Here is a 22,507-nt window from a genome sequence, read left to right on the forward strand (position 1 = left end):
CGGTCGAACGACCGGGTGGGGCGCCGTCGTCGTGGACGGGATGTCGTCGCACCCCGGGGCCGTCGTCGCGCTCAGAGCCACGGCAGGTCCGGGCTGTCGGTGCGTCTCGCGCGCCGCGCGAGGCGGGTCAGTCCGCCTCGGGCTGCTCGGCCGACGCCTGGTCGCGGGAAGCCTGGTCGAGAGACGCCTGCACCGTGCGCAGCCGCGCCCTCGTCCAGCGGAACACGAGGTAGTCGGCGACGTTCGCGACGACGACGATCGCCAGCACCAGTCCGACGACGGGCCACCAGTCCTGCGCACCGTCCTCCGGTCCGGCCCCGAGGCCCGTCCCGGCGGCCAGGGCCGCGAGGCCCAGCATGATCGCGGCCGTCGTCACGAGCGCGATGAGGCCGTTGAGGAGGAAGTAGGTGCGGGGACGGGCGAGGCGGATCGGCAGCAGCGACGTGAGCCACTCGGTGACCAGCCCCACCAGCAGCCCGATGCCACCGCTCGCCAGCACCGTCAGCACCCACAGCCACGGGTCCCCCGCGCCGGCGCTCGCCAGGATCACGACGACGCCGATCCCCAGGCCGAGGAAGAACGAGCTCACGACGTTCCGGTAGTTCATGCGTTCCTCCTCACATCTTCAGCGCGCTGCGCAGGTGCTTGGCGTAGGTCTTGGACACCTCGAGCTCGGCGCCGCCGGTCAGCCGGAGCACGTAGCGCGAGTTGAACCACGGAACGATCTCGGTCACGTGCAGGAGGTTCGCGAGCTGCGACTTGTTCACGCGGAGGAAGCCCAGCCCGGCCCAGGCCGACTCGTAGTGCGCCAGCGTCTCGCGCACGCGGTAGCGCCCGGTGGCGGTGCACGCGACGATCCCGTCGGCTGCGGCCTCGAAGTAGCGCACCTCTCGCGGAGAGATGAGCGTGAACGACGTCCCGCTCTGCCCCGTGAGCACCCGGGGCGGGCCCGTGGACCCCTCGCGCAGCCCTGTCGCGAGCACCCGGACGACCTCGACGTGGTCGAGCGGCTCGAAGACCACGGCGGGCCTGCCCGCAGGGACGTCGAAGCCGCTCTCGACGAGGGCCCACCCGTCGTCGTCCACGGGGATCCCGACGGCGGCGAGCTCTCGACGGAGTCGCTCTGCCACCGCCGGCGAGCAGACCAGCTGCACCATGGATCGCCCTCGTCCCGTCGTGGTCCGACTAGTCCCGCAGGCGGTCGACCAGCAGCCGGACCTGCACCAGCTCCTCGATCGCCTTCTGACGGTGGTCGAGCGAGCCGTAGTTCGCGATGTAGTACGTGTCGCCGCTCGGATCGTACAGCGCGTACGTGCCCGTGGCGCCGACCGCGCCGTGCACGTCGGACATCGCGAACAGGAGCGGCGAGAGCTCCGCGAAGCGGAACTGCATCGTGCCCATCCCGTAGCCGATGCCCTTGTCGACGTCGTGCTCGAAGGTCGTCATCGCCGCGAGCACCCCGTCCGAGACGAGGTCGCCGCCCATGAGCGCTCGCAGGAAGAGCAGCAGGTCGTCCATCGTGGTCACCACTCCCCCGCCCGCCCAGTCGACCGAGAGCGCGTTCCGCCGACTGATGTCGACGCCGTCGGCCGTCAGGGACAGGATGTCCGCACCCTCGCCGAACTCTGTCAGGAGACGGCTGTCGGCCATGCCGAGCGGGGCGAAGAGGCGCTCGTCGAGGACCTGCGCGTAGGGCGCACCCTCGATCCGCTCGAGCGCGAGCCCCAGGAGCAGGTAGCCCGTGTCGGAGTAGGCGAACGTCCCGCCCGGGGGGCCGACCGGCTCCTGGTGGTCCCGCGAGAACGCGAGCAGCTCCTGGGGTGTGAACAGGTGGTCGGGGTCGACGGAGACCTGCTCCAGGACCGGCGTGCCCGACGTCACGGGGCCTTCGAAGTAGTCCGCGACGCCCGACGTGTGCGACAGGAGCTGCACGATCGTCACCTCGGACGCGTGGTCGGTCCCGTCGACGACGAACAGGCCGGCGAGGGTCTCGGCGTCGAGCCACGTCGCGACCGGGTCGTCGAACGTGAGCGCCCCCTCGTCGACGAGCTGCCCGTAGACCGTCGCGAGCATCGTCTTGCCCACGCTCGCCGAGTGGTACCTGCTGTCGGTCCGCGCGGGGACGTCGCTGCCCGCCCGCTCGGTGCCGACCGCGTACTGCAGCAGGCGGTCGTCCGGCGCCGAGTACACGGTGAGCAGCGCGCTCGACAGCGTCGGGTCGTCCGCGACGGCATCGCGCAGACGTTCCTCCAGGGCCTGGTCGACCTGCGCACGCGACAGCGGGCGGTTCGCGTAGGCCAGCGCCCCGGCTCCCACCAGGAGCACTGCCGTGACGCCTCCCGTGATCCCCCAGGCGATCTTCCCGCGCCGTCTCATGTCGTCTCCCTCGTGTGCTCGTCGCGCGTTCCCGGTGGAGCGCTCGGTGACACGGCGAACGTACGGAGGGTCCCGGGCGGCAGGGAACCGGTTCGGGCCGAGAGGTCGCGGAGGAGGGCCGAGTGGTCGCAGCGGACGGGTGAACCGCACTTGTCGCCTGGCGTCCACGACGAGGTGAGCGCACCAGCAAGGATCATCAGTTCGATGGTTGACGGTTAGAGATCAAACCATTAGTGTTCTAAGCATGAGCGAACAGGGAGTCAGGTTCACCAGCAGCCTCGAGCTGGTCCGTTGGATCGGCTGGGCACAGCGCAAGGTCGGCGAGGACTGGATCCGCGAGCGCGATCTCAGCCACGAGCAGGCCTTCGTGCTCGGATACCTGGTGCAGAACCCCGGTGCGATCCAGCGCGACATCGCCGAGGTCAGCCGGACGAGCGCGGCGAGCGTCTCGAGCCTCCTGCAGGGGCTCGAGCGTCGCGGTCTGATCGAGCGCCGCACGCAGAGCGGTGACGAACGCCGCAAGCGCGTCTTCGCCACACCGGCGGGGACCGAGCTCATCGCCGGCTTCGACGTCGCGATGGCCGAGGCCGACGAGACGATCCTCGCCCCCTTGACCCCCGAGGAGCGGACCACCCTGCTCGCCCTCCTCACGAAGATCACCGCCGAGCTGCCGCAACCCACCCGCTCGTAGCCACGAGGGCACCGCCCCTCACCGATCAACGCACCTCGCCGCGTCGGCGTCCGCCGACGCGCGCTCGAACCTGCCCGAAAGGAGCCGTCATGAGCTCCAGCACCCTCGACCCCACGGTGATGACGGACGACGTCGGCACCAACCACTGGTACCTCGCCTCCGCGCCCGTCGTCCGCGCCCTGGTGCACCTGTGCGTGCCCATGGCGGCTGCGATGATCGTCGGCGCCGTCTACAACGTCGTCAACGCCGGTTTCGTCGGCTCGCTGCACGACAGCGCGCTCCTCGCCGCGATCACTCTCGGCACGCCGTTGCTCGGTCTCGTCATGGCGATCGGCGGAGTGTTCGGCGTCGGCGGCGGCGCACTCGTCTCCCGGATGCTCGGCGCGTCGGAACGCGACCCCGCAGAGGCCGGCGAGATCAAGCACGTCTCGTCGTTCGCCCTCTGGGGGGCCGTGATCGCCGGAGCAGCGTTCGGCGGCCTCGGGCTGCTCCTGCTGCACCCCCTCGTGTCGCTGCTGGGCGCGGACGCCGCCGCCGCGCCCGCGACGAACGCCTACGTGGGTGTCATGCTCGCCTTCGTCCCGGTGCTGACCGCGGCGTTCTGCCTCGAGCAGCTCGTGCGGGCCGAGGGCGCCGCGCGTCAGGTGATGATCGGGCTCATCGGCTCCACGATCGCGAACGTCGTCCTCGACGTCGTGCTCATCCTCGTGCTGCACCAGGGCGTCGCCGGCGCAGCCCTCGCGATGGGGCTGTCGAACCTCGGACTCGTCGCCTACTTCGCCCGCTGGCTGCACCGCAACAGCGAGCACGTGAGCCTCGCTCCCCGGTGGTTCACACTCTCCCCCGCCGTGCTCCGGCCCGTCTTCGGCGTCGGAGTGAGCGAGCTGCTCCAGGCGTCCTTCCTGATCGTCACGTCCCTGGTGCTCAACAACCTCGCCGTCGCCTACGGCGACAGCGCGCTCGGGGCCATGGGCGTCGCGGTGCGCATCGCCCAGGTGCCCGAGTTCCTCGTCATGGGCGTCACGCTCGGTGTCCTCCCGCTCCTCGCCTACGCCTACGGCAAGGGCGACCGGAGCCGTCTCCTCTCGGCCCTGCGCGTCTCGGCGCTCGCGGTGGGCGGCATCTCCCTGATCTCGGCGGCGACCGCGCTCGCCTTCCGCGAGCCGCTGTTCTCGGCCTTCTCGGCCGACCCGTCGATGCTCACGATCGGTGTCACGATCCTCACGGCTCAGCTCGTCGCGATGGTCATGAACGGTTTCACCGGGCTCCTCACCTCGCTCTTCCAGGCCACGGGGCGGGCTACGCCCGCGATCGTGATCTCGACGGCGCAGGGCGTCCTCTTCATCCCGATCGTGATCCTCGGAAACCTGTGGTTCGGGCTATCGGGCATCGTCTGGTCGCTGACCGTCTCCGAGTCGGCGGTGCTCCTCGTCGCCGTCGTGATGTGGCTCGTGTCTCGTCGAGCGATCGATCGCGGGCTCGCCGAGGGTGACGCAGAGGGCGCTCAGCGCTCGCCCGAACCGGCCGCAGCCTGAGCACGAGGCCCTGGCGCTGCACGCCACGGGACGCGAGCCCCATGCTGGTGCAGGGCATCTTCACCCGCGCCGGACCACGGCCCGGAGCGCAGGTTGCACGCCGAGCGACGAAGAAGGCCCCCGACCAGCGTTTCCGCTGATCAGGGGCCTTCTCCTTCGGTGGGCGATACTGGGTTCGAACCAGTGACCTCTTCGGTGTGAACGAAGCGCGCTACCACTGCGCCAATCGCCCGCTGTGACTCGACCTTTCGGTCGGGCCGTGCGTCCTGGAAGATATTAGCCGTATTTCGACCCAGATCGCGAACTGGCCTCCAGGCCCACCTCTCAGCCCGCCTCGACGGGACTCCTCCAGCGTAGCGCCGCGGGCTTCGCGGCGGCCGGATCCCGGGCGTCCCGCGCGCTCACCGGAGACGAGCGACCGGCCGACCGGGCACCGTCCGCCCAGGCGGCCACGAGCCGCACGAGCCCCTCACCCTCACGGGTCCATGCGCTCCCGCCGGCGACGGTCGAACAGCTCGCGCGCCGCGAGCGACAGCTCCCCGGCGCGCACGGCGAGGCCGTCGAGCGAGACCACGGGCTGGATGTTGCGCACGCTCCCCGCGAGGGCGAGGCCCATGCCCGAGGAGGCTCCGCCGTCGGGACCTGAGGCGACGAGCCGGTCCAGGACCGAGAACGGGAGCGACGCCTCGCGGACGGGCAGCCCGTCCTCGGCGGCCCACTCCAGGAGGAGCTCGCGCGTGATGCCCGCGAGGCAGCCAGAGGACAGCGGGGGCGTCAGGAGCTCGCCGCCAACCTCGACGAGCACGTTGGCACCCGTTCCCTCGCACAGGTCGCCGACCGTGTTGGCGAGGATCGCCTCGTCTCCCCCGCGTGCGACGGCGTCGGCGAGCGCGACGACGTTCTCGGCGTACGAGGTCGTCTTGAGACCTGCCACGGCCGAGCGCTCGTTGCGCACCCAGGGCGAGCGCACGGCTCGCGAGGTGGGTCCGGGCGACGCGGGCCCGGCGGCGATCACGATGGTCTCCTCGCCGTCGTCGCGCCCGGACCCCATGGGACCGAAGCCCCCCGTGACCGTGATGCGCAGGCGTCCCGCGCTCTCACCGGCCGCAGCGAGGACCTGCGCGACGCCGTCGCGGATGCGCGCCTCGTCGGGGGCGGGCAGGCCCATGCCTGCCGCGGACCGTCCCAGGCGCCGCAGGTGACGGGTCAGCGCGAACGCCTGCCCGCCGTACACGGCGCACGTCTCGAAGATCCCGTCCCCGACGGTCACGCCGTGGTCGAGCGCGCTCAGCGCACGCTCCCGCGGCTCGACGAAGGACCCATCCACCCACACCCAGATCGACATGACCTCAGTCTGCCGCAGCCTCGCCCGAGGCGAGCGCGACGAGCCGCGCGGCCTTGAGCTCGGTCTCGGCCCACTCCTCCGCGGGGTCGCTCCCCCACGTGATGCCCGCACCGGTCCCGAAGCGCAGCTCGTCGTCCGACCACCAGAAGGTCCGGATCCCGACGGCGAGCTCGGCCTCGCCCGTGTCGCCGTCGACCCAGCCGACGGCCCCGCAGTACGGGCCACGGGGCCCGCGCTCGAGCTCGCGGATGATCCGCAGCGCCGACGACTTAGGCGCCCCCGAGACGGATGCGGGCGGGAACGTGGCGTCGAGCACCTGTCCCCACAGGCCGCCCGTCGCGCCGTCGTCGACGGCGACACGCCCCTGCACGCGCGAGACCAGGTGCACGAGACCCGGGTGGGCCTCGACGGCCAGGAGGTCGGTGACCTCGACCGACCCCGGCTCGCTCACGCGCTGCAGGTCGTTGCGCACGAGGTCGGTGATCATGACGTTCTCGGTGCGGTCCTTCTCCCGCAGGCCGTCGACCGTGGGTGCGGTGCCCTTGATGGGCCCCGAGGACAGCAGACCGTCCTCGAGCCGCAGGAAGAGCTCGGGGGACGCCGTCACGACCCACACGGGTTCGATCCCGCTCGCCACGGGCACGTGGATCGCGCCCGCGTAGGGCGCAGGGTTGCCCGCGGCGAGGATCTGGGCGAGGGCACGGGCGTCGGGCTCACGGTCTCCGGCGGGCAGGGGGGCGGTCAGCACGCGGCAGATGTTCGCCTGGTAGACGTCGCCCTCGTGCACGGCGTGGCGGACGGCCGCCACGGCGGCCTGGTACTCGTCGCGGGACAGCGAGCTGCGCCAGGCGTCGGGCGCGGGCCCGCGCCAGGCACTCTCCCCGCCCGACGGCGTCTCGTCCGTCGGGAGGTCGTCCTCGGTCCGTCCGTGGTGGGCGAAGCGCCACGCACGGGCCTGACCGCCGTGCGACGGGTCCTCGAAATCGGCGACGACGAACCAGAGCCCCTCGGCGAGACGTGCGGAGTCGACCGTGAGGTCGATGCACTCGACGACGCCGACGCCGTGGCGGCCGGCGAACGACGCGAACCCGGCCTCGGTGATCCCTGGTGGGTCTGCCGGGAGGTCGGTCGGCCGGTCCGTGCTCGTCGTGCGCACGGTCTCGTGGTCCCCGCGCAGGTCAGAGGGCCTCGGCCCCTGCCGCCCACCGCCTTCATGGAGGGCTCCGAAGCGTGACCCGCGCCTCATTCGCCCCACCCGCCCCGTGTCGACGGATCGTCAGGAAGCCGCGGAACTTCGCGGGTCCTGGGGTTCTGGCATCGCTGAGCTGGCACGTGACAACGCTACCGATCCCTGAGGGGCGGCCTGTCCGGTTGGACGCCCGGCGCTTCGGTCCACTAAAGTCTGTGACGCGCCGAAAAACGCCGGAGAGATCCGGTCGAGGTCGGTAGCGCGGACGTGGCTCAGTGGTAGAGCATCACCTTGCCAAGGTGAGGGTCGCGGGTTCGAATCCCGTCGTCCGCTCGGATAGGTCTTCGGACCTGTCGGGTTCGACCTGGTGGAGTGGCCGAGAGGCGAGGCAGCGGCCTGCAAAGCCGTGCACGTGGGTTCGAATCCCATCTCCACCTCTCAGCACAGCAGTACCCCTTGCGCTGTTCTCTCGCAGACCAGCCCTGGGCGATTGGCGCAGCGGTAGCGCGCTTCCCTGACACGGAAGAGGTCACTGGTTCGATCCCAGTATCGCCCACCACCACGAAGGCCGTCCCCCACCGGGACGGCCTTTTCTGCATACCCGGACCGTCACCGGGCGCTCCTGGAACCTTGGCCGTTCCCGGACCCCAGGCCGTCCCTCGACCCACCCCACCCCTGGACCCCGCCCGGGCGGGCACTGTCGACCCCGGGCCCCGTCGCCCCCTGCCCCTCCTCGGCCACGTGGGGCCTAAACGCCGCCCCGCGGGCCCCGACGCGAGATGGGTGGTTGCGTCCCAGACGGGTGTCTGCGACACCGCCCCGAGGACCCGTCTCGGACGCAAGCACCCGTCTCGCGACTCCCTGCTCATCCGCGGCGGCCTCGCACAGGAGCGGGCGCCGCGTGAGCTCGACCCAGCCACCGGGAAGGTCCCTCGCGCGCCCCCTCCGCGAGGCCCGGGTCGCGCGAACGACACTCTCCACCCCCTCCCACCTGGGGCTATTTGGACTCTTGCCCCATCTGTCGGCTAGAGTCTGTGACGCGCCGAAAAACGCCGGAGAGATCCGGCCGAGGTCGGTAGCGCGGACGTGGCTCAGTGGTAGAGCATCACCTTGCCAAGGTGAGGGTCGCGGGTTCGAATCCCGTCGTCCGCTCGGATAGGTCTTCGGACCTGTCGGGTTCGACCTGGTGGAGTGGCCGAGAGGCGAGGCAGCGGCCTGCAAAGCCGTGCACGTGGGTTCGAATCCCATCTCCACCTCTCAGCACAGCAGTACCCCTTGCGCTGTTCTCTCGCAGACCAGCCCTGGGCGATTGGCGCAGCGGTAGCGCGCTTCCCTGACACGGAAGAGGTCACTGGTTCGATCCCAGTATCGCCCACCACCACGAAGGCCGTCCCCCACCGGGACGGCCTTTTCTGCATTCCCCGACCGTCACCGGGCGCCCGTCCAGCCCTGCGTCCGGTAGCCCTCTCGAACCTCTCCAGAGCCGCTGCCCCGCCAGCATCCGAGACCCGGCCCCGCTCCCCGCGCGCCGTGGGACCACCCGTGGGACGGTGTGACGCGGAGCATCCCTGTCGACGACGCCAGGGCACGACTCCAGCACCGAAGCACCGCAGCACCGAACCGCCGAGCGCGGGCCACCCACCGGGAAGGGCACGCTCGGTGATCCACGGCCGCACGTGGGGGCACTGCCTGGGGATCACCGTCCTCAGGTCCGGCCGGCAGGGCGCCGCCCGGACGAGTCGAGCAACCGAGGAGCAGAACGTGACATCTGACCGCACCACGCCCGTCCCGCCCGGATGGGTCGGCGGGTTCGCCGAGTCGAACCCGGCCTTCGCCTACCCGGACCCCGATCTCAGCTCGTTGCCGCTGCTCGAGAACTTGGCGAACATCGACCTGCTCGATCGTCAGCAGGCCGTCCTGTGGCCCGAGTTCAGCTGGGAGACGGTTCCCGGGACGCCGGACTCCCGCGCCTACCAGATGTTCGCCCCGGACATCTCGCGCGTCGGGTACACGGACACGGGACGGGTGCACTCGGTCATCTGCCCGCAGCAGGGCGCGTGCTCGCCGTCGTTCGGGACGCTCAACATCGAGGTCTCGGTGACGGGGCAGCGCGGGTGGGTCGACGAGCCGAGCCGGACGGTCGCGGCCGACCTGACGGTCGAGGGAAAGATCTGGTTCAGCCCCAGCGCCGCGCAGAGCCCGCTCGTGCAGCTCCTGTGGGACCTGTTCTCGACGACGGGTCGACCGTTCCCCGCCGACAAGGGGCACGCGATCCGGGTGCCCATCCATCGGCACGGCGAGCCGTCCGATCCGGTCCTCCCCGGGCGCTCGGGCCAGACGGACTGGTTCCCGGTCCCGGCGTTCGCGCAGCACGACGACACGGCCTGGGCGGTCGCGAACCTGGCCGCGGAGATCGCGCCCGTCGCCCTGACGGGTGACGACCTCGTGGACGACTTCAACCAGCTCGTGATGTACGTGTTCAACCTGTCGTCGGGGAACCTCCTCGCACCGGGCAACCTGCTGACGTGGAACGTCTGGTTCACCGAGCCCGCGCTCGTCGACCGTGTCGAGTGGCGTGAGCACGCCGAGAAGTGGCGGACGTCGATCGACGCCTGTCACGGCCCGGAGGGCAGTCAGCCGCGCTACTTCGACGGCCGCCCCTTCAAGCCGGACCTCGCCGCGGTCGCGGCCGAGCAGACGGCGATCACCGAGTTCATCACCAAGCACGCACCGGCGGCGTAGTCCGGCGCACGCCTGGGGCCGTCCCGTGCGGGGCGGCCCCAGGGACCGGCGGCCCGGGCGGCCCGACGGCGGGACGCACCACCCCTTGAAGGTCCGGCGGGTGCCCCGTAGCGTCGGGAGCATGTGCAGAAACATCACCGCCCTGCGCGGGCTCGAGCCCCCGGCGACCGACGAGGAGATCCAGGCCGCGGCGCTGCAGTTCGTCCGCAAGGTCGCCGGCGTCCAGACCGTCAGCGCCTCGACCCGGGGCCCGATCGACGCCGCGGTCGCCGAGATCGCCGCGACCGTCACGAGGCTCCTCGCGGACCTGCCCGACCGCCGTCAACCGCCGAGCACGGTCCCGCCGCTGCGCCGCGCCGAGGTGCGCGCACGGATCGCAGCCCGCGAGGCCGCCGAGGCGGAGCACGAACGCGCGCACGCCCTGGGCCTGGCGCACGAGCACTGATTCCGTCGGCCCGGCCGGTAGCGTCTAGGCTCGTCGGGTGGACTCCCGCGTCAACGAACCCGTCACCGCCGAGCCGGTCAGCGCCTCGATGCGCCGCGCCAAGGCCGAGGCGCACACCTCTCACGTGACCATCGGCCAGGTCTGCCGCACTGCCGAGGGGCTCGTCACGATCGACTGCTCGTGCGGGATGCAGCTGACGAACGGCCCTGAGTGGTCGCTCGACGAGCACATCCGGCTGCACCGGGCCGAGGCGCGCTACGTCGCGCTGAGCAAGGTCGCTCCGGCGGGCATGCCGCGGCTCGTCGCGGTCGACCGGGACCGGCTGCCCACGCTCGACTGACCGACCCTCCCCCGTCGCCCGGAGGTCTCACGGGTCAGGTGTCGTGGACCGACCCGCGACGCCGTCGTGGGGTCAGAGCTCGTCGGGGTCGTCCCAGGACCGCCCGCTCGACATGCCGTCGCTCGGCTGGCGCTCCGCCTCGGAGAGGGAGTGCGGGGCCTTCGAGGCGTCGCCGCCCTCACGGACGTCGGCCTCCGCCTCGTCCTCGAGCCGGATGCGGGTGCGCGGGGAGATGCGTGCGGACGAGACGTCGCTCTCGTTCAGGTCGACCGCGTCGGGCGTGCGGTGCTCGCTCGTGCTGCTCATACCTCCGGTCTAGCAGGTCCGACGGCTCGTTGCACGATCCCGCGCCGACTCCCCCTGGGCCCGTCCGGGCCGGTGACCCGCCCGTCCGGCCGACCTCGCCGGGTTCGCCGCGCTTGGCACACTATTTCACCTCTCCGGACCGGTGCCCCGCCACGCCGCACGCGGCCGCCAGCGGCGAGCGCCGCCGTCGGGCCTGGGCGTGGGCCCGTTCCTCCCGGTTCGTCCGCCGGGACGTGATCCCCCGCACACCCGTCGAGGCGTGCCGTGGGCGACAACACGCCCGCGGGATGACAAGGTCGACCCATGCAGACCTGGCCAGGGCGACCGTATCCGTTGGGCGCGACGTTCGACGGGACGGGCACCAACTTCGCGCTCTTCTCCGAGGTCGCCGAGAAGGTCGAGCTGTGCCTGATCGGCGACGAGACCGACGACCACGGCCGTCCCCTGGAGACGCGGGTCGTCCTCGAGGACGTCGACGCGCACGTCTGGCACGTGTACCTCCCCGGTCTCGGCCCCGGGACGCGGTACGGCTACCGCGTGCACGGCCCGTACGACCCCGCGTCGGGACACCGGTGCAACCCGTCGAAGCTGCTGGTCGACCCGTACGCCAAGGCTGTCGACGGGCAGGTCGACGGCGACGAGTCGCTCTTCTCGTACCGCTTCGGCGAGGTGCCCGACGGCGCCCCTCACCCCGGCGGCCAGCCCACCGACGCCGCGGCGACGGACGGCCCGGGCCCGGACGACGCCCCGGACGCGCCTCCCGCCCGGCCCGCGCCGACGACCCCGACCAACACCGAGGACTCGCTGGGGCACACCATGACGTCGGTCGTGGTCAACCCGTTCTTCGACTGGGGGCACGACCGCCCGCCCCAGCACGACTACCACGACTCGGTGATCTACGAGGCGCACGTGCGCGGCATGACGATGCGACACCCCGACGTGCCCGACGAGCTCCGCGGCACGTACGCGGGCATGGCGCACCCGGCAGTGATCGATCACCTCACGGCGCTCGGCGTCACGGCCGTCGAGCTCATGCCCGTCCACCAGTTCGTCAACGACCCCGGGCTCGTCGCCAAGGGCCTGTCGAACTACTGGGGCTACAACACCATCGGCTTCTTCGCGCCCCACAACGGCTACACCGCGTACGGCACGCGCGGCCAGCAGGTCATGGAGTTCAAGGCCATGGTCAAGGCGCTGCACGAGGCCGACATCGAGGTCATCCTCGACGTCGTCTACAACCACACGGCCGAGGGCAACCACCTGGGCCCCACGCTGTCGTTCCGCGGGATCGACAACGCCGCCTACTACCGGCTGGTCGACGGCGACGAGGCCCACTACTTCGACACGACGGGCACGGGCAACTCCCTGCTCATGCGCTCGCCCCACGTGCTGCAGCTCATCATGGACTCGCTGCGCTACTGGGTCACCGAGATGCACGTCGACGGGTTCCGCTTCGACCTCGCGGCGACCCTCGCCCGCCAGTTCCACGAGGTCGACCGGCTCTCGGCGTTCTTCGACATCGTCCAGCAGGACCCGGTCGTGTCCCAGGTCAAGCTCATCGCCGAGCCCTGGGACCTGGGCGACGGCGGCTACCAGGTCGGCGGCTTCCCGCCCCTGTGGACCGAGTGGAACGGCAGGTACCGCGACACCGTGCGCGACTTCTGGCGCGGCGAGCCCGCGATGCTGCCCGAGTTCGCGAGCCGCCTCACGGGGTCCTCCGACCTCTACGAGCACACGGGACGCAAGCCCATCGCGTCGATCAACTTCGTCACGGCCCACGACGGGTTCACCCTCACCGACCTGGTGTCCTACGACGAGAAGCACAACGAGGCCAACGGCGAGGGCGGCGCCGACGGCGAGAACCACAACCGGTCGTGGAACTGCGGCGTCGAGGGGCCCACCGACGACCCCGAGGTCCGCGCGCTGCGGGGTCGCCAACGCCGCAACTTCCTCGCGACGCTGCTCCTGTCCCAGGGCGTCCCGATGCTCTCGCACGGGGACGAGATCGGGCGCACGCAGCACGGCAACAACAACGGCTACTGCCAGGACAACGAGATCACCTGGATGGACTGGGGCGGGCCCGACGGGCTCGACGACGAGCGCAGCGACCTCCTGGCGTTCGCCCGGCGCATGGTCGGGATCCGGCGGGCGCACCCCCTGCTGCACCGCCGCCGTTTCTTCCAGGGCCCGGCCGGCACGCCCGAGGGCGAGATCCCGGACATCGACTGGTTCGACATCTCGGGCAGCCGCATGGACACGACCGACTGGAACCAGGGCTACGCACGGTCCGTCATGGTCTTCCTGGGCGGCGACGACCTGCCCGAGCGCGACCGCCGTGGCGAGCCCATCGTCGACGACTCGTTCCTGCTGCTGCTCAACGCCTCGGACTCCCCGCTCGACTTCACGCTGCCCGAGGCCGCGTACGGCGAGCGGTGGCGCACGCTCGTGCGCACCGAGTCCCCCGGCGAGCCCGAGCCGTCCGTGCACGCCGCGCACGAGCGGATCACCGTCGCGTCGTTCGCCACGGTCCTGCTGGTCCGGGAGGTCGGCGAGGTGCATGCCGCATGACGGCGCGCTACCGCAACATCACCAAGCCGCCCGACCCCGCTCCGACGCTCACGGTCCCCGGCCCCCGCCCGGTCGTCTGGGCACCGCAGGCTCGCACGCTCGAGGTCGTCCTCCCCCGCGCGCCCGGCGTCACCCCGGACGACCACGTCCCCGCGGGCGACCGGACCGAGCGGCGCCCCCTGCGCCTGGTCGGGATGGACCTCCCGGGCTGGTGGAGCGCCGACGACGACCTGGCTCCCGGCACCGACTACGCCTTCTCCGTCGACGGCGGGCGCCCGCTGCCCGATCCACGCAGCCCCCGCCAGCCGCACGGCCTCCTGGGATGGAGCCGTTCGTTCGACCCGGACTTCGCCTGGACGGACGCTGCGTGGGCCGGCCCGCCGGCCCAGGGTGCGGTCCTCGAGATCGACGTCGCGACGTTCACCCCGGAGGGCAGCCTCGACGCCGCCGCCGCCCGGTTCGACGAGCTCGTCGAGCTGGGGGTCGCGGTCGTCGAGCTCCACACGATCGGATCGGTCGCGGGGGTCGTGTGCCCGCACCTGTACACCGTGTGCGAGGAGTTCGGCGGGCCCCGGGCACTGCAACGCTTCGTCGACGCCGCCCACGCCCGGGGGCTCGGCGTCTCGCTGGGCGTGGCCTACCACCGCGCTGCCCCGGGCGCGGTCTTCCTGCAGTCGTTCGCGCCCTATCTCTCGCCCCAGCGCACGCGGCTGCGGCCCGCGCTGACCGGCTACCTCGCGAACCCTGCGACGTCCGAGGAGCCCGCCCCGCCACCTGTCGACCTGCCGAGCGGCCGCAGGATCAACCTCGACCGTGCGGGCAGCCGCGAGGTCCACGACTGGATCACGTCGAGCGCCAAGCGGTGGTTCGACGACTTCCACGTCGACGCCCTGCGCATCGCCCGGGTCCAGGACCTGGCGGACGCCTCGCCGGTCCACGTGCTGGTCGAGGTCGCGCGCACCGCCGACGCCGCGACGACGGCTCACCACCGTCCGGTCCGCCTCGTGGGCGAGTGCGACACGCAGGACCCGCGCCTCCTCGTGCCTGCCGAGCAGGGTGGGCGCGGACTGAGCCAGGTCTGGGTCCACGAGGTCGAGGACGCGTTCCACGAGCTGCTCAGGAGCTCTCGCGCGACGGATCCCGCGTGGTTCGGTGCCCTGAGCCGGCTCCTGACGGTCCCGGACGCCGACCGCATCATGATCGGCCTGGCCCCGGCCGCCTGCACGGCCGGAGGAGCCGGAGGAGCCAGGGAGGCCGGGGGCATCACCGAAACGACCGCCGAGGGCGGCGACGACGCCCGAGCCCTCGCCGCGGCCCTCGTCCTCGCCTCGGCGTTCGTGCCTCGCCTCGTGCTCCCCGTCTCCGGCCCCCTGCACACGTGGTGGAGCACCCTCCTGGCGCTGCGTCGCACGGTCCCCGACGACACGCCCCGCCTGGTGCACCGCGGCCCGAGCGGGGTCGTCCTGGTGCAGCGCGGCCGGCTGGTCACGGCGGTCAACATCGGGTCGCAGCCCCGCACCACGCTCCTGCCCGCCTCGCGTCGCGCGTGGCGCGTGACCGCGCAGTGGCCGCCGCCCGAGGCGAGCAGCACGGGCGGGCTCCAGGGAGGCCCGGGCGACGCATCGAGCGCTCCCGCGGCGACGCCGAGCGGGTCCTCCGTGCACGTCGGAGCCCGTTCCGCTGTCGTCCTCACCTCTCGCTGACTAGTCTCGCCGCATGGGAAAGCACTCGTCCGGCTCCACCGCACCGGCCCGGCCCTCCGACGAGGACCTCGGGGACCCGGCGTCGCGTCGCGCACGGGGCAAGGCCGGCGGCAAGGGGGCGCTCGACTGGGACGAGCCGCCCGTCGAGGCGCTGCGCGCCCCCCGAGGCTTCGACCTCGCGACGTTCGACCGGGCCGCCACGCCCGGGTGGTCGCAGGGACGCAAGCAGGCCGAACGGCTCCTCGACGCGCACGCCGACGAGCTCTCCGAGCTGCAGGAGCGGCTGTTCGCCGAGGGACGCAGCGGCGGGAACCGCTCCGTCCTGCTCGTCCTGCAGGGCATGGACACCGCCGGCAAGGGCGGCATCGTGCGGCACGTGGTCGGGCTGGTGGACCCGCAGGGCGTCCAGCACACGTCTTTCGGGGTGCCCACGGCCGAGGAGCTCGAGCACGACTTCCTGTGGCGCGTCCGCCGCGCGCTCCCGGATCCCGGCTACCTCGGCGTCTTCGACCGCTCGCACTACGAGGACGTGCTCGTGGCCCGGGTCGACGGGCTCGTCCCGCCCGAGGTCTGGGAGGCGCGCTACGACCAGATCAACGCGTTCGAGGCCGAGCTCGTCGACGCCGGCACGACGGTCGTGAAGGTCGCGCTCTTCGTGTCCCTCGACGAGCAGAAGGCCCGCCTGCGCGAGCGGCTGGAGCGCCCCGAGAAGCATTGGAAGTACAACCCGGGGGACATCGACGCGCGCCGGAAGTGGCCCGCGTACCAGGAGGCGTACCAGGTCGCGATCGAGCGCACGAACACCGAGGTGGCGCCCTGGCACGTGGTCCCGGCGGACGCCAAGTGGTTCGCCCGGATCGCGGTCTCCGAGCTCGTGCTCGACGCGCTGCGCCGCCTGGACCTGGGGTGGCCGCCCGCCGACTTCGACGTCGCGACCGAGCTCAGGCGGTTGGAGTCCTCGTGAGCACGCGGCCGTCCTCGGCGAGCGAGCCCAGGCGCGACAGCGCCCGGAAGTACTTCTTGCGGTAGCCCCCGCGCAGCATCTCCTCGGTGAACAGCGAGGAGACCGTCGCCCCGCTCGTCCCGGCCTGGGCGCCAACGCCGCCGTCAGCCCCCACGGCGGCGTCCGCGAGCAGCACCGGGACGTCCCGGTCGTACAGGCGGTCGACCAGGACGACGAGCCGCAGCGCGGCCGACTGCTCCGTGACGGGGTGCACGCCCGTGAGCGCGACGAGCGTGACGTCGTCGAGCATCGCGCCGTACCTGCTCGGGTGGACGCCGCGCAGGTGGTCGAGGACCTCGTCGAGCGAGTCGAGCGTCGCGCCCGGGTGGGCCGCGGCGACGCTCGCCACGACGTCGGCGGGCAGTGGCTGCGTCTCGGTCACGACCGCGCGGTGGCGGTAGTCCTCGCCGTCGACGCGCATGACCTCGAAGCGCGCGGCCATGGCCTGGATCTCGCGCAGGAAGTCCTCGGCCGCGAAGCGCCCCTCCCCCAGCGACCCGGGCAGCGTGTTGGACGTCGCGGCGAGCGCGACCCCGCGGTCGGCGAGCTCGCGCAGGAGCCGGGACATGAGGACCGTGTCGCCCGGGTCGTCGAGCTCGAACTCGTCGATGCAGACCAGGCGCTTGGTCGCGAGCGCGTCGACGGTGGCCTGGAAGCCCAGTGCGCCCACGAGGTTGGTGTACTCGACGAACGTCCCGTAGGCCGCGTCGGGGCCCACCGCGTGGGCCAGGGAGGTCAGCAGGTGCGTCTTGCCGACGCCGAACCCGCCGTCCATGTAGATCGCGGGCGCCGCCTTGCGCTTGGCGAACAGTCCACGCCGCGCCTTGCCGGGCGCGAGCTGCGCGCCGACCTCCTCGAGGCGCGCGACCGTCGACCCCTGGCTCGGGAAGGCCGGGTTCGACCGGTACGTCGAGAAGCGGGCGTCCGCGAAGTGCCGCGGCGGCACGAGGTCCGCGAGCAGGCGCGTGGGGGGCACGACCGGCCGGATGTCGGCGAGGGCACGCACGCGCGGCGGGGTCGTGGAGTCGGACGTGTTCCCGGCGAGATCGGGAGGCGCAGCAGTCACGAGGATCCAGCCTACGCGCACTAGCCTGGCGGGATGAGTGCTGTGTCGGACGTCACCACGCCCCCGCCCCCGCCGCCGTCCCCGGGTCCTCGGACCCCTGCGCTGCCGGCCCTGGACGTCCTGCTCGGCCCGGGAGGCTCGGGCCACCTCGCGGGGACCCGCCTGGAGCCTGCGCCCGACGAGGAGGCGCTGGCGGCGTTCTACGCGTCGCCGCCCGGCCCGCACGTGCGCGCGAACATGGTCGCGAGCGTCGACGGCGGCGCGTGGGGCCCCGACCACCGCTCGGGCACGATCAACGACGCTGCCGACTGGCGTGTCTTCCGCGTGCTGCGCGCCCTGGCGGACGTCGTGCTCGTCGGGGCGGGCACGGCCCGCGCCGAGGGCTACACCGCGCTCGACGTCCCGCGCGGCCTCGAGCGCCTGCGGGCGGGTCGCGGGCCGCTCGAGCTCGCGGTCGTCACGCGCAGCGGGCACCTGCCCGCCTCGCTCGCCGGGGGCGACCGCCCGCCGTTCGTCGTCACGGGCGAGCACGGGGCGAGCGTCGCGCGGGCGAGCGTGCCGGCGGACCGGATCCTCGTCGTCGGGCCCGACGACGCCGCTCCCCCCGGTGCGCCGCTCACCGCGCGGGACCTCCCCTCGCCCACGCCCGGACCCGACCTGCGTGCCGGGCTCGCCGCACTGGCCGACCGCGGCCTCGAGCGGGTGCTGTGCGAGGGCGGCCCCCACCTGCTCGCCGACCTCCTGGCCCGCGACCTGCTCGACGAGCTGTGCGTCACGACGACTCCCGTGCTCGTGGGCCCCGGGCCGGGGCGCATCGTGGGCGGGCTGCCGCCGCTGCCCGCCGGCGCCCGCACCGAGCGGGAGACCGGGACCCCGGACGGACCCGCCGCGAGCGCCCCGGTCGTGCACCCGCGCCTGGCCCACCTCCTGCACGCCGACGGCACGCTGGTCGCCCGATGGGCGCTGCGGTGACGACGGTCGCTAGTCTGGTCCCGTGACCGACACCATCCTCGTCCTGACCGAAGACACCCTCGCCGCCGTGGACGTGGAGCACATCCTGTCCCTCCACCCCGACGAGACCCTCGCCTACCGGGTCCTCGTGCCCGCCGACACCGAGCGCAACGTCGTCTCCGCGATCATCGACCACCTCAGCGTGGGAGAGCTCAAGGAGGCGTGGGACGAGGTGCTCGGCAAGGAGCCCTCGCACGCGCAGGCCACGGCCACCGCGCAGGAGCGGCTCGACGCGAGCGTCGCCGAGCTGCGCGCCGCCGGCCGCGAGGCCGAGGGTGCAGTGACCGAGGACGACCCGCTGCCCGCGCTGCGCGCCGCCGTCGCGGCCGGCGACGTCCGCGAGATCGCGATCGTCACCTACCCGCACGCGGTCGAGGACACGTTCCACCAGGACTGGGCCTCGCGGGCGCGCGAAGAGCTGCACGTGCCCGTGCTGCACCTGTATTCGGGCACGAGCGAGCTGGGCTGACGCCGGGCCCCCGGACACGACGCACGACGCACGACGCACGAGAGGGTGGGACGCACCGGCGTCCCACCCTCTCGTCGTCACGCCGGCGTCGCGCCGTCGTGCGAACGTCGCGCCGGGCGCGCGCCCGGTCCGACCGTCGTGCGTGCGCTCAGCCCTCGCGCACGCGGTGCCCCGCGCGACGGATCGTGGCCCGCGCGAGCTGGTCCATCGAGTCCACGAACACCGGGTCGTCGAGCAGCGCGTGGTCCGCCGCGACGACCGAGAGCTCGGTGCAGCCGAGCACGATCTCTCCGGCTCCCCGCGCCTGGAGCCGCTGCGCGACCCCGTGCAGCGCGTCGATGTCGACGGGCTGACCCGCCTTGACCTGGTCATAGATGATCGTGTTGACGACCGCCTGGTCCGCGGCGTCCGGGAGCAGCGTCTCGATGCCCACGGCTGCGAACGCATCCTGGTAGACGCCCGACGTCGCGGTCCCCTCGGTCGCGAGGAGCCCCACCTGGGTGAGCCCCGGCTGCCGCTCGCGCACCGCGGCGACCGTCACGTCGATGATCGACAGGAGCGGCACGCTCGTCGAGTCGATGACCTGCTGGGTGAAGTAGTGCGCCGTGTTGCACGGCATCACGAGGAACGACACCCCGAAGCGTTCGAGCCGCCGCGCGTCGTTCGCCAGGACCGGCGCGGGGTCCTCGGCCGAGCGGCCCAGGATGAACGCCGTGCGGTCCGGGATGGTCGCGTGGTTGAGCACGACCATGTCCAGGTGGTCCTGGTCCCGCTCGGCCTGCGTGAGCTGGACGACGAGCTGCAGGAAGTACGCGGTCGCGAGCGGCCCGACGCCCCCGATGACCCCGACCGGGGCCGGGGTCACCGGGGTGGGGAGCGGCGCCGTCGGGCCCGACGGCGCCTCCCCCGCGAGCGTCGACGGCTCGCCGGGCTGCGTCACGCCCCGCCGCCCTGCCGGTGCGCGGCCGCCTGGGCGGCCGAGACCGGGTAGAACTGCGCGAACTTCTTGTACTGCTTGAGCTCCGACAGCCAGACCCACAGCGAGCGCCGCGGGTCGCGGTCCCGGCTGTACTTGAGCGGGTGCGCCACGCGACGCACCTTCTTGAGCCGGCTCGCGACCGTGGGGTCGCTCATGCTCGGGAGGTACTTCTTCAGGAGCGGGCCGGGCACGATCCGGTAGAGGATCGGGACGCGCCGGGGGTCCGGGGTGCGCCCCTGCTGCAGGTGCTCCCCCACCCAGTACGTGACCGGGTTGATGCCGCTCGCGGTGAGGTAGTAGTTCGACCGCCCCGTGCGCGGGTTGAGCTCGAAGAAGTGCGCCCGACCGTCGCGCGGGTCCACCTTGATGTCGAAGTTCGCGAACCCCGTCCACCCCAGGTGCTCGACGAGCCGACGCGCGTCGGCCTCGACCTGCGGGAGCACCTCGGTGAGGATGGCCGCCGGGTTGCCCAGCGTCCCCGGGGTGTGCTCCTCGATGAGGACACGACCGCCGTGCGCCATGCGCACGGTGCCGTCCTGCGCCGAGAACGTCGTCATGATCTGCATCTGCGAGTCGTTGCCCGGGACGAACTCCTGGATGATGAACGGCTCGCGGTACCCCGCCTCGCCCGCCGCCCGCAGCAGCCACTCGAGCTGCGAGACGTCCGTGAGGTGGTGCACCTTCTGCTTCCCGGCGAAGGACGTGTGGTGGTAGGCCACGTTGTCCCCCGGCTTGGCCACGATCGGGAACCGCAGGCCGAGCTCGCCGACCTGCTCGCCCCCGCGGCGCACGACCGTGCGGGGGTGCGGGACCCCCAGCTCGTGGCACAGCTCGGAGAAGCGCTGCTTGTCCATGACGCGGTCCAGCAGGTCCACGCTCGTGTACGGCACGACCGCGACGTCCTCGATCTTGGCCCGCTGCTCGGAGAGCGCGCGGACGTACCAGTCGGTGCACGTGACGACCATGACCGGGGCCGTGGCTTGCGCCGCGAGCCGACGGATCGTGGCGACCATGACCTCCGGGTCGTCGAGCCGGGGCTCGATGACGTTCGTCAGGATCTGCGAGTACCGCATGTTCCGCGTCGAGACGATCGAGACGACCGTGCTGTGCACGCCGTACGCCTCGTGAAAAGCGCGGGCCAGGCTGTAGGCACCCGCATCACCCCCGAGGATGATGGGGTGCACCACGGCCGGCCGGGTCACCCCTCGGCTCACGCGTCGCCTTCAGCGCTCTCGCTGCGGTCACCGGACCACTCGGTGTGGAACACACCGGGCTTGTCCACGCGCTGGTACGTGTGCGCCCCGAAGAAGTCGCGCTGCGCCTGGATCAGCGCGGCGGGCAGGCGCTCCGCACGGACACCGTCGTAGTACGCGAGCGAGGACGAGAACGCGGGCGTCGGGACGCCGTTGAGCGCGGCCTGCGACACGACCCGGCGCCAGGACGAGACGCCCTCGCCGACGGTCTGCGTGAAGTACGGGTCGGCGAGCAGCAGCGGGAGGTTCTCGTCGCGCTCGTACGCCTCGGTGATGCGGTTGAGGAAGCGGGCCCGGATGATGCAGCCGCCCCGCCAGATGCGGGCCATGGCCCCGCGGTCGATGTTCCAGCCGAACTCCTGGGACGCCGCCGCGATCTGGTCGAAGCCCTGCGAGTACGCCACGACCTTCGAGGAGTACAGCGCGCGACGCACGTCCTCGACGAACGCGTCGCGGTCCGTGATCTCCCACGTGCCGGCGTCGGCGGGCAGCACGCCCACGGCAGCGGTGCGCTGGGGCACCGAGCCCGACAGCGCACGGGCGAACGTCGCCTCGGCGATCCCCGTGATCGGGACGCCCAGGTCGAGGGCGTTCTGGACCGTCCAGCGGCCCGTGCCCTTCTGCTCGGCGCGGTCGAGGATGACGTCGACGAAGGCCTTGCCGGTCTCGGCGTCGACGTGCTGGAGCACGTCGGCCGTGATCTCGATGAGGAACGACTCGAGGTCGCCCTTGTTCCACTCCGCGAAGATCTCGCCGATCTCCTGCGCGGAGGCGCCGAGGCCCTGCTTCAGGAGGTCGTACGCCTCGGCGATGAGCTGCATGTCGGCGTACTCGATGCCGTTGTGCACCATCTTGACGAAGTGGCCAGCGCCGTCCGGACCGACGTACGTGCAGCAGGGCACGCCGTCGACCTTGGCGGAGATGTCCTCGAGGATCGGGCCGAGGGTCTCGTAGGACTCGGGGGCGCCGCCGGGCATGATGCTCGGACCGTTGAGCGCGCCCTCCTCGCCGCCCGAGACACCGGTGCCCACGTAGTGCAGGCCCTTCTCCTTGAGCTCGGCCTCGCGACGGCGCGTGTCGGGGAAGTGCGCGTTGCCCGCGTCGATGATGATGTCGCCCTGCTCGAGGAGCGGGACGAGCTCGGCGATCACGGCGTCGGTCGCGGCGCCGGCCTTGACCATGACGACGACCTTGCGGGGGCGCTCGAGCGAGGCGACGAAGTCCGCCATCGACTCGGAGGGGATGAAATCGCCGTCGCTGCCGTGGTCCGCGACGAGCGACTGCGTCTTGGCGAAGGAGCGGTTGTGCACCGCGGTCGTGTAGCCGTGACGGGCGAAGTTGCGGGCCAGGTTGCGGCCCATGACCGCGAGTCCGGTGACGCCGATCTGTGCGCGGGCTGACATCTGCTGTGCTCCTCGGGGTAGGTGCGGGCACCGGCGAGCAGGAGTCCCGGACGCCGGCGAGACGAGCCGGCGACACGCGCCGG

General features: G+C 72.3%; 20 protein-coding genes and 7 tRNA genes. 16 read left to right on the plus strand and 11 right to left on the minus strand.

Annotated elements, in window-relative coordinates:
- Positions 1 to 127 precede the first annotated feature (127 nt).
- The 3 genes from ACFVQ3_RS13975 to ACFVQ3_RS13985 are packed head-to-tail and all read right to left on the minus strand — an operon-like array spanning position 128 to position 2,376.
- Positions 128 to 607, minus strand: coding sequence for a hypothetical protein (locus ACFVQ3_RS13975; protein WP_387640059.1), 480 nt, complete (start codon positions 605 to 607; stop codon positions 128 to 130).
- 10 nt (positions 608 to 617) lie between these two features.
- Positions 618 to 1,130 (minus strand): LytTR family DNA-binding domain-containing protein, encoded by a 513-nt coding sequence (locus tag ACFVQ3_RS13980; RefSeq protein WP_387640062.1) that lies wholly within the window; start codon positions 1,128 to 1,130, stop codon positions 618 to 620.
- A 55-nt stretch (positions 1,131 to 1,185) separates the two neighbouring features.
- The gene (locus tag ACFVQ3_RS13985) at positions 1,186 to 2,376 is read right to left on the minus strand and encodes a serine hydrolase domain-containing protein (protein WP_387640064.1); all 1,191 of its coding nucleotides are present in this window, start codon (positions 2,374 to 2,376) and stop codon (positions 1,186 to 1,188) included.
- A gap of 244 nt (positions 2,377 to 2,620) precedes the next feature.
- On the opposite strand from ACFVQ3_RS13985, the gene ACFVQ3_RS13990 reads away from it, so the two are divergent.
- Positions 2,621 to 3,067, plus strand: a complete 447-nt coding sequence (locus ACFVQ3_RS13990) for a MarR family winged helix-turn-helix transcriptional regulator (RefSeq protein ID WP_387640066.1) — start codon at positions 2,621 to 2,623, stop codon at positions 3,065 to 3,067.
- A gap of 89 nt (positions 3,068 to 3,156) precedes the next feature.
- The gene (locus tag ACFVQ3_RS13995) at positions 3,157 to 4,602 is read left to right on the plus strand and encodes an MATE family efflux transporter (protein WP_387640068.1); all 1,446 of its coding nucleotides are present in this window, start codon (positions 3,157 to 3,159) and stop codon (positions 4,600 to 4,602) included.
- Between the two features lie 160 nt (positions 4,603 to 4,762).
- Here the strand turns inward: ACFVQ3_RS13995 and ACFVQ3_RS14000 are convergent.
- The 3 genes from ACFVQ3_RS14000 to ACFVQ3_RS14010 all read right to left on the minus strand — a co-directional run bounded on the left by ACFVQ3_RS14000 (position 4,763) and on the right by ACFVQ3_RS14010 (position 7,103).
- Positions 4,763 to 4,834: transfer RNA gene (locus ACFVQ3_RS14000), tRNA-Val, on the minus strand.
- A 243-nt stretch (positions 4,835 to 5,077) separates the two neighbouring features.
- Positions 5,078 to 5,947, minus strand: coding sequence for an aminotransferase class IV (locus ACFVQ3_RS14005; protein WP_387640070.1), 870 nt, complete (start codon positions 5,945 to 5,947; stop codon positions 5,078 to 5,080).
- Between the two features lie 4 nt (positions 5,948 to 5,951).
- Positions 5,952 to 7,103 (minus strand): chorismate-binding protein, encoded by a 1,152-nt coding sequence (locus ACFVQ3_RS14010; protein WP_387640072.1) that lies wholly within the window; start codon positions 7,101 to 7,103, stop codon positions 5,952 to 5,954.
- Positions 7,104 to 7,397: 294 nt separating this feature from the next.
- On the opposite strand from ACFVQ3_RS14010, the gene ACFVQ3_RS14015 reads away from it, so the two are divergent.
- From ACFVQ3_RS14015 to ACFVQ3_RS14055, 9 genes are all read left to right on the plus strand, one after another.
- A tRNA-Gly gene (locus ACFVQ3_RS14015) sits at positions 7,398 to 7,469 on the plus strand.
- Positions 7,470 to 7,502: 33 nt separating this feature from the next.
- Positions 7,503 to 7,573: transfer RNA gene (locus ACFVQ3_RS14020), tRNA-Cys, on the plus strand.
- A 47-nt stretch (positions 7,574 to 7,620) separates the two neighbouring features.
- Positions 7,621 to 7,695: transfer RNA gene (locus ACFVQ3_RS14025), tRNA-Val, on the plus strand.
- Between the two features lie 521 nt (positions 7,696 to 8,216).
- A tRNA-Gly gene (locus tag ACFVQ3_RS14030) sits at positions 8,217 to 8,288 on the plus strand.
- A gap of 33 nt (positions 8,289 to 8,321) precedes the next feature.
- Positions 8,322 to 8,392, plus strand: a tRNA-Cys gene (locus tag ACFVQ3_RS14035).
- A 47-nt stretch (positions 8,393 to 8,439) separates the two neighbouring features.
- Positions 8,440 to 8,514, plus strand: a tRNA-Val gene (locus ACFVQ3_RS14040).
- Between the two features lie 383 nt (positions 8,515 to 8,897).
- A complete protein-coding gene (locus ACFVQ3_RS14045) occupies positions 8,898 to 9,878 on the plus strand; it encodes a hypothetical protein (protein ID WP_387640075.1) in 981 nt (326 codons plus the stop codon).
- A 121-nt stretch (positions 9,879 to 9,999) separates the two neighbouring features.
- Positions 10,000 to 10,323 carry a DUF2277 domain-containing protein gene (locus tag ACFVQ3_RS14050; protein WP_030153480.1) on the plus strand — a complete coding sequence of 108 codons (324 nt, stop codon included), beginning with the start codon at positions 10,000 to 10,002 and terminating at the stop codon, positions 10,321 to 10,323.
- Positions 10,324 to 10,360: 37 nt separating this feature from the next.
- Positions 10,361 to 10,663, plus strand: a complete 303-nt coding sequence (locus ACFVQ3_RS14055) for a hypothetical protein (RefSeq protein ID WP_387640077.1) — start codon at positions 10,361 to 10,363, stop codon at positions 10,661 to 10,663.
- Between the two features lie 72 nt (positions 10,664 to 10,735).
- Here ACFVQ3_RS14055 and ACFVQ3_RS14060 read toward each other — a convergent pair whose 3' ends face one another.
- The gene (locus ACFVQ3_RS14060) at positions 10,736 to 10,969 is read right to left on the minus strand and encodes a hypothetical protein (RefSeq protein ID WP_030153475.1); all 234 of its coding nucleotides are present in this window, start codon (positions 10,967 to 10,969) and stop codon (positions 10,736 to 10,738) included.
- A 303-nt stretch (positions 10,970 to 11,272) separates the two neighbouring features.
- On the opposite strand from ACFVQ3_RS14060, the gene glgX reads away from it, so the two are divergent.
- Genes glgX through ACFVQ3_RS14075 form a run of 3 tightly spaced genes read left to right on the plus strand, consistent with a single transcriptional unit; the run spans position 11,273 to position 16,204 of the window.
- Positions 11,273 to 13,537 (plus strand): glycogen debranching protein GlgX, encoded by a 2,265-nt coding sequence (gene glgX, locus ACFVQ3_RS14065; protein WP_387640080.1) that lies wholly within the window; start codon positions 11,273 to 11,275, stop codon positions 13,535 to 13,537.
- On the plus strand, positions 13,534 to 15,240 hold the full coding sequence (locus ACFVQ3_RS14070; RefSeq protein WP_387640083.1) for a hypothetical protein: 1,707 nt from the start codon (positions 13,534 to 13,536) through the stop codon (positions 15,238 to 15,240). Before glgX ends, ACFVQ3_RS14070 begins: the two co-directional genes overlap by 4 nt.
- Before the next feature lie 13 nt (positions 15,241 to 15,253).
- The gene (locus ACFVQ3_RS14075; RefSeq protein ID WP_387640086.1) at positions 15,254 to 16,204 is read left to right on the plus strand and encodes a polyphosphate kinase 2 family protein; all 951 of its coding nucleotides are present in this window, start codon (positions 15,254 to 15,256) and stop codon (positions 16,202 to 16,204) included.
- On the opposite strand, the gene zapE is transcribed toward ACFVQ3_RS14075, so the two are convergent.
- The gene (gene zapE / locus ACFVQ3_RS14080) at positions 16,182 to 17,309 is read right to left on the minus strand and encodes a cell division protein ZapE (protein ID WP_387640089.1); all 1,128 of its coding nucleotides are present in this window, start codon (positions 17,307 to 17,309) and stop codon (positions 16,182 to 16,184) included. The two genes, ACFVQ3_RS14075 and zapE, sit on opposite strands and share 23 nt — an antisense overlap.
- Positions 17,310 to 17,342: 33 nt before the next feature.
- Here zapE and ACFVQ3_RS14085 point away from each other — a divergent pair, with 33 nt between their 5' ends.
- Positions 17,343 to 18,281, plus strand: coding sequence for a dihydrofolate reductase family protein (locus tag ACFVQ3_RS14085; protein WP_387640092.1), 939 nt, complete (start codon positions 17,343 to 17,345; stop codon positions 18,279 to 18,281).
- Positions 18,282 to 18,303: 22 nt separating this feature from the next.
- Entirely contained in the window at positions 18,304 to 18,789 is a 486-nt protein-coding gene (locus ACFVQ3_RS14090; RefSeq protein WP_030153462.1) for a hypothetical protein, read from the plus strand.
- A 148-nt stretch (positions 18,790 to 18,937) separates the two neighbouring features.
- On the opposite strand, the gene ACFVQ3_RS14095 is transcribed toward ACFVQ3_RS14090, so the two are convergent.
- From ACFVQ3_RS14095 to gndA, 3 genes are read right to left on the minus strand one after another with little or no spacing between them, the layout of a single operon-like run.
- Positions 18,938 to 19,729 carry an aspartate/glutamate racemase family protein gene (locus ACFVQ3_RS14095; protein WP_387640096.1) on the minus strand — a complete coding sequence of 264 codons (792 nt, stop codon included), beginning with the start codon at positions 19,727 to 19,729 and terminating at the stop codon, positions 18,938 to 18,940.
- Positions 19,726 to 20,982: a carboxylate--amine ligase gene (locus ACFVQ3_RS14100; protein ID WP_387640099.1), complete on the minus strand. Its 1,257-nt coding sequence runs from the start codon at positions 20,980 to 20,982 to the stop codon at positions 19,726 to 19,728. Before ACFVQ3_RS14100 ends, ACFVQ3_RS14095 begins: the two co-directional genes overlap by 4 nt.
- Positions 20,979 to 22,424, minus strand: coding sequence for an NADP-dependent phosphogluconate dehydrogenase (gndA, locus tag ACFVQ3_RS14105; protein WP_387640102.1), 1,446 nt, complete (start codon positions 22,422 to 22,424; stop codon positions 20,979 to 20,981). The genes ACFVQ3_RS14100 and gndA overlap by 4 nt, the downstream gene beginning before the upstream one ends.
- Positions 22,425 to 22,507: the final 83 nt, after the last annotated feature.

Origin of the sequence: Oerskovia sp. NPDC057915, assembly GCF_042887685.1 — a bacterium.
Lineage (GTDB): Bacteria > Actinomycetota > Actinomycetes > Actinomycetales > Cellulomonadaceae > Oerskovia.

What these genes read in the sequence shown, in the direction of transcription:
- ACFVQ3_RS13975 (WP_387640059.1), bottom strand. Translation starts at nt 607, where the DNA reads ATGAACTACCGGAACGTCGTGAGCTCGTTCTTCCTCGGCCTGGGGATC.
- ACFVQ3_RS13985 (WP_387640064.1), bottom strand. Translation starts at nt 2,376, where the DNA reads ATGAGACGGCGCGGGAAGATCGCCTGGGGGATCACGGGAGGCGTCACG.
- ACFVQ3_RS13990 (WP_387640066.1), top strand. Translation starts at nt 2,621, where the DNA reads ATGAGCGAACAGGGAGTCAGGTTCACCAGCAGCCTCGAGCTGGTCCGT.
- ACFVQ3_RS13995 (WP_387640068.1), top strand. Translation starts at nt 3,157, where the DNA reads ATGAGCTCCAGCACCCTCGACCCCACGGTGATGACGGACGACGTCGGC.
- ACFVQ3_RS14005 (WP_387640070.1), bottom strand. Translation starts at nt 5,947, where the DNA reads ATGTCGATCTGGGTGTGGGTGGATGGGTCCTTCGTCGAGCCGCGGGAG.
- ACFVQ3_RS14050 (WP_030153480.1), top strand. Translation starts at nt 10,000, where the DNA reads ATGTGCAGAAACATCACCGCCCTGCGCGGGCTCGAGCCCCCGGCGACC.
- ACFVQ3_RS14060 (WP_030153475.1), bottom strand. Translation starts at nt 10,969, where the DNA reads ATGAGCAGCACGAGCGAGCACCGCACGCCCGACGCGGTCGACCTGAAC.
- glgX (WP_387640080.1), top strand. Translation starts at nt 11,273, where the DNA reads ATGCAGACCTGGCCAGGGCGACCGTATCCGTTGGGCGCGACGTTCGAC.
- ACFVQ3_RS14070 (WP_387640083.1), top strand. Translation starts at nt 13,534, where the DNA reads ATGACGGCGCGCTACCGCAACATCACCAAGCCGCCCGACCCCGCTCCG.
- ACFVQ3_RS14075 (WP_387640086.1), top strand. Translation starts at nt 15,254, where the DNA reads ATGGGAAAGCACTCGTCCGGCTCCACCGCACCGGCCCGGCCCTCCGAC.
- ACFVQ3_RS14085 (WP_387640092.1), top strand. Translation starts at nt 17,343, where the DNA reads ATGAGTGCTGTGTCGGACGTCACCACGCCCCCGCCCCCGCCGCCGTCC.
- gndA (WP_387640102.1), bottom strand. Translation starts at nt 22,424, where the DNA reads ATGTCAGCCCGCGCACAGATCGGCGTCACCGGACTCGCGGTCATGGGC.